At 44.5% G+C, this 4817-nt stretch carries 5 protein-coding genes; 3 read left to right on the forward strand and 2 right to left on the reverse strand.

Annotation, left to right across the window (positions count from 1 at the left end; genetic code table 11):
* A partial coding sequence (locus tag V7D75_RS09860) for a peptide-methionine (S)-S-oxide reductase (protein WP_442968947.1) occupies positions 1-136 on the reverse strand: 136 nt, incomplete at its 3' end.
* A gap of 297 nt (positions 137-433) precedes the next feature.
* Between V7D75_RS09860 and cmoA the strand changes: the two genes are divergently transcribed.
* Positions 434-1225, forward strand: a complete 792-nt coding sequence (cmoA, locus tag V7D75_RS09865) for a carboxy-S-adenosyl-L-methionine synthase CmoA (RefSeq protein ID WP_333614423.1) — start codon at positions 434-436, stop codon at positions 1223-1225.
* A gap of 83 nt (positions 1226-1308) precedes the next feature.
* Complete coding sequence (gene cmoB / locus V7D75_RS09870) at positions 1309-2343, forward strand: tRNA 5-methoxyuridine(34)/uridine 5-oxyacetic acid(34) synthase CmoB (RefSeq protein ID WP_333614424.1); 1035 nt, start codon at positions 1309-1311, stop codon at positions 2341-2343.
* Between the two features lie 27 nt (positions 2344-2370).
* Here the strand turns inward: cmoB and V7D75_RS09875 are convergent, their stop codons facing one another.
* Positions 2371-2589 carry a DUF2788 domain-containing protein gene (locus V7D75_RS09875; RefSeq protein ID WP_068406984.1) on the reverse strand — a complete coding sequence of 73 codons (219 nt, stop codon included), beginning with the start codon at positions 2587-2589 and terminating at the stop codon, positions 2371-2373.
* Positions 2590-2973: 384 nt separating this feature from the next.
* On the opposite strand from V7D75_RS09875, the gene argS reads away from it, so the two are divergent.
* Positions 2974-4803: an arginine--tRNA ligase gene (gene argS / locus V7D75_RS09880; RefSeq protein WP_333614425.1), complete on the forward strand. Its 1830-nt coding sequence runs from the start codon at positions 2974-2976 to the stop codon at positions 4801-4803.
* Positions 4804-4817 lie beyond the last annotated feature (14 nt).

The following is a 4817-nucleotide window of genomic DNA, read 5'->3' on the forward strand; positions in this document are numbered from 1 at the left end:
CGCAGACCGCTTCGTAGTTAGCAGAAACGGCATCGCCGCCCATATAGCCTGACACCACAGATTGCACGCCTTTCACGGACAAAAATACTGATTCGGTGCACCAAAAGCAGCCACCGCCTAAGATAATGGTTTGCATAATTGTTCCTATTATTATCGCTGTTGTCATAGAGATGCGCTAAGGTCTTTATTTGGTTGCAATATCTCATCTTTCAATACTGCTTGTATGTCTCAATACTGCCTTTATAAAGAATTAGCGTTACCTATTTAGCTTAGCAGGGCAGTTGCTCGCGATAAGTAACAAACAGTAATGTTATAATGGGCTTTTGCTATCTTTAAAGCACTGAGCAATGCACCATTTAACTAACATTTTATTTTTAAAGAATCAAAGTTTCGTTATTAAAAAACGAGCCACCATCAAAAAACGAGCAACCCCATGAGCCAAACTAAGCCTGCTAACCTGACTAATGACACCGTGAAACACGACACCTTATTTACCACGCCACTCGATAAAGCGGCGCGTTTTTCTTTTGATGAGCAGGTCGTCGCTTGTTTTCCCGATATGATTCGCCGTAGTGTGCCCGGTTATGGTCAAGTGCTGGCGATGTTGCCGATATTCGCTCGTCGCCACTGTAAATACCGCCAGCAAGATGATAGCGGCCAGCGTGTCAGTCGTGTCTATGATTTGGGCTGCTCACTAGGTGCGGCAAGTATGGCGTTGGCAGGCGAGTTTGAAGCGCAAGATTTACAGATTAAGGCAATTGATATCTCACCCGCGATGACCAATGAGGCGAGTACGTTATTAACGGAAAATTATCCCGCGCATAACATCGAGGTAATCACCGCCGATATTCGTGATGTCGAGCTTGAGCCATGCGATATGGTCATTCTGAATCTGACGCTGCAATTTTTACCCGCTGCCGATAGAGTGGCAGTGCTTGAGAAAATTTATGCCGCATTAAGTGAGGGTGGTATTTTGGTATTGACCGAAAAAACCCATGCTTTTGATGAGCAGTATGATGCGTGGTTGGTTGAGCGTTATTATGATTTTAAACGCGCCAATGGTTATACCGAGATGGAAATCAGCGGCAAACGCAATGCCTTAGAAAACGTTTTGATTACCGATACCTTGGATGAGCATCATACGCGTCTAACGCAAGTTGGCTTCCAGCGTCATTTGACGTGGTTTCAGTTTTTAAACTTTGTCTCTATTGTGGCCTTTAAATAATATTTAAACGAGATAGTAATAAGGGCTCGACTTTTAATGTAAATTTTTACTCTACCTTTTTACCAACATGGCAATCTGTTTTTATGCTTAACGACACCATCATTCATGCCGAACGCGAATTATATTTAACCTTGCTGTCATTGGCGCAGCAGCAGCCGAGCGCTTATGAGTGGCTCACGCGCTTGCCGACGTGGCTTAATGCTATCAAAGATAAAGCCAATTACGCGCACGCGCCTGCTTACCAAGCGTCGGTAGCACGTTTGCCAACAGTAGCGGCTGATGAAGTAGATTTGGACAGTGATGTGTTAACGATTGCTGCCAATCTCAGCGACTCTGAGCGTAAACAAACGATGGCACTGTTAAAGCAGCTAATGCCGTGGCGCAAAGGGCCTTTCCAGATTGGTGGTCAAATTGGTAGTGATAAAGACTGTTCGATATTTATCGATACCGAATGGCATAGCGATTGGAAATGGCAAAGGGTCGCGCCGCATTTAGGCACGTTAAAAGGTCGGCGCGTACTGGATGTAGGCGGTGGCTCGGGTTATCATGGTTGGCGGATGGCAGGTGCGGGCGCAGAGACGGTCATTATTATTGACCCATCGTGCTTGTTTTATCATCAGTTTATGGCCATTCGTCATTTTGTCGGCGCCGCTGATCATTATAAAACGCATTATATCCCTGTACCGCTTGAAGCTTTGCCGGAGCACAGTCAGCTATTCGATACGGTTTTTAGTATGGGCGTACTTTATCATCGCCAGTCACCGTTTGAGCATTTGCAACAGCTAAAAGGGCAACTGGTTAAAGGTGGCGAGCTGGTGCTTGAAACCTTGGTTATTGATGGCGATGCCAATACTGTCCTTGTACCGCACGACCGCTATGCACAGATGAATAATGTCTATTTTTTGCCATCGGTCGATGCACTTATTGGCTGGCTAGAAAAAGCGGGGTTTAGCGAGGTACGCTGCGTCGATGTAGCGGTTACATCGACTGAGGAGCAGCGCAAAACCGAATGGATGACGTATCATTCCTTAGCGAATTTTTTAGACCCTAGTGATGCCAGTAAAACCATCGAAGGGTATCCAGCGCCGAAACGGGCAACCTTAATTGCAAAAAAATAGCGCTGGCGGTTTGCAAAGAGAGGTTGGTTAAATAAACCAGCGTTTAAATGCCATCTCTATCAATACTTTTAGGATAAAACCGATAAAACCCGCACCTAAGGCGAGAAACATCCAAAAAGTACCAGCGCGTCCAGCGTTAGACTGTTTTGATAAATCCCAAATGATAAAGAATAAGAAAGCAATAAAAATGGGCAATAAAATATACATGCCCCAACTGGTGACGGTACTAGAAGCAATGGCAAACATGGTTTTGTCCTGTCAATAAAAGTGTGAAGTGCTGCGTTTTCTATGGTCTGTTTTTATATATGGTTATAAATGGCATCAGCATTTATAGCAGTAATAGATTAATGTTGTCATTATAACGCGGAATGAGGTTGCTATAAATGTTTCACCAACGTCAAACAACAGTAACGCTACAATCAGCCTAAATAGACTTGTATTGGCAGACTATAATAGCCGTTACCTTGTCACTTGCGCATATCTAGTATAATAGCGGTGATTTTAATGCTATTTTTGGTTCAAATAGTGCAATAGCGCCTAAAGCTTGTTATATTTATAGGTTACTTATTTTTTCTGTTTTATCTTATATTTCACCAATTTTTTTGTTCATTTATCTGAGTTTATAGTCCTATGTCACAAGCCCAAATCGATACGCTCGCCTCACTATTTGATAGTGCCATCCAAGCCCTAAAAAATGACGGCGAACTACCGGCTGATTGGCAAAACAACAGCCAAATTACACGGACAAAAGACACCAGTCATGGTGATTTTGCGAGCAATATCGCGCTAACGGCCGCCAAAGCTGCGAAAGCCAATCCACGCCAGCTCGCTGAAAAAATCGTCAACGCCTTGCCTGAAAATCAGAATATTCGTCAAGTAGAAATCGCAGGCCCCGGTTTTATCAACGTCTTTTTAAATACCGAAGCCAAATTTGCGGTGTTAGACGATATCTTTAAATTGCAAGAACGCTTTGGTTTAAGCAAGCAGTTTAAAGGCCAAAAAATCCAAGTTGAATTTGTCTCGGCGAATCCAACGTCTAGTTTGCACGTCGGTCATGGTCGCGGTGCCGCCTTTGGCATGAGCGTGGCAAACTTGCTTGAAGCCATTGGTTATGACGTCACGCGTGAGTATTATGTCAATGACGCCGGTCGCCAAATGGATATTTTAGCGACCAGTACTTATTTGCGTTATCTAGAGGCCAACGGCGAGGCAGTCACCTTCCCAGTCAATGGCTATCAAGGCGATTATGTCAGGGATATTGCGCAAACGCTAAAAACCCAGCATGGCGATAGCTACGTGCACAGTTTTGCTGACATTGCAAAGGACGTAGCAGCAGATGCGCAGTTTGAAATAAATAATGATGGCGAAAAAGTACTGCTATCAGGCGATAAAGAAGCCCATATTGATGGTTTGATTGCCAATAGCAAAGCCTTGCTTGGCGCCGGTTATGAGCTGTTTTTAAATGCGGCATTGAGCAGTATTTTGGCTGATATCAAAGACGACTTAAATGACTTTGGTGTCCGTTATGAATGCTGGTTTAGCGAAAGATCCATCGATAGCGAGATTGAGCCTGTTTTACAAATCCTCGATGAAAAAGGCTATTTATACGAAAAAGACGGCAACATTTGGTTTAAATCGACCGATTTTGGCGATGAAAAAGACCGGGTGGTGCGCCGTGCCAATGGTCAAAGCACCTATTTTGCCTCTGATATTGCTTATCACAAAAATAAGTTCGATCGCGGTTTTGATAAAGTCATTAACGTTTGGGGCGCTGACCATCATGGTTATGTGCCGCGCGTAAAAGCGGCATTGACGGCGCTCGGTATCGATGCCGACCGTCTTGATGTGGTATTGGTACAGTTTGTTGCCTTATGGCGCGGTAGTGAAAAAGTGCAAATGTCATCGCGCTCGGGCAAATTTGTCACCTTACGTGAGCTGCGCCATGAAGTCGGTAACGATGCTGCGCGTTTTTATTACGTCGCTCGTAAGCCTGAAGTGCACGTCGATTTTGACTTGGAGCTGGCCAAATCGCAAAGTAAAGACAACTTGGTTTACTATATTCAGTATGCGCATGCCCGGGTTTGCCGCGTGTTAGAAAAACTAGAAACCAGTGGTCTGCAAGTAGACGATATTACTGGCGCTGAAAAGCAAGCGTTACTAGTTGCGCCAAGTGAAGAAGAGTTGATTAAATTATTGGCCGCTTATCCAGCAACCTTGCTACGCTCAGCGACAGGCTATGAACCGCATATCTTAACCAACTATCTAAAAGAGTTGGCGGCGTTATTTCATGGTTGGTATGATGGCAATCGTATCTTGCCGGTCAGCCTAACTTCAGGTGAAACGCCAAGCCAAGATGAGACGGATTTGATGCAAGCGCGTTTACGCTTATCTAAAGCCGTACGTCAAGTATTGGCCAATGGCTTGAGCTTATTAGGCTTGTCTGCACCGTCTAGCATGTAGTATAAAGGAAGACG

The organism is Psychrobacter sp. (assembly GCF_036731945.1).
Classification (GTDB): Bacteria; Pseudomonadota; Gammaproteobacteria; order Pseudomonadales; family Moraxellaceae; genus Psychrobacter.

What these genes read in the sequence shown, in the direction of transcription:
- cmoB (WP_333614424.1), top strand. Translation starts at nt 1,309, where the DNA reads ATGCTTAACGACACCATCATTCATGCCGAACGCGAATTATATTTAACC.
- cmoA (WP_333614423.1), top strand. Translation starts at nt 434, where the DNA reads ATGAGCCAAACTAAGCCTGCTAACCTGACTAATGACACCGTGAAACAC.
- V7D75_RS09875 (WP_068406984.1), bottom strand. Translation starts at nt 2,589, where the DNA reads ATGTTTGCCATTGCTTCTAGTACCGTCACCAGTTGGGGCATGTATATT.
- argS (WP_333614425.1), top strand. Translation starts at nt 2,974, where the DNA reads ATGTCACAAGCCCAAATCGATACGCTCGCCTCACTATTTGATAGTGCC.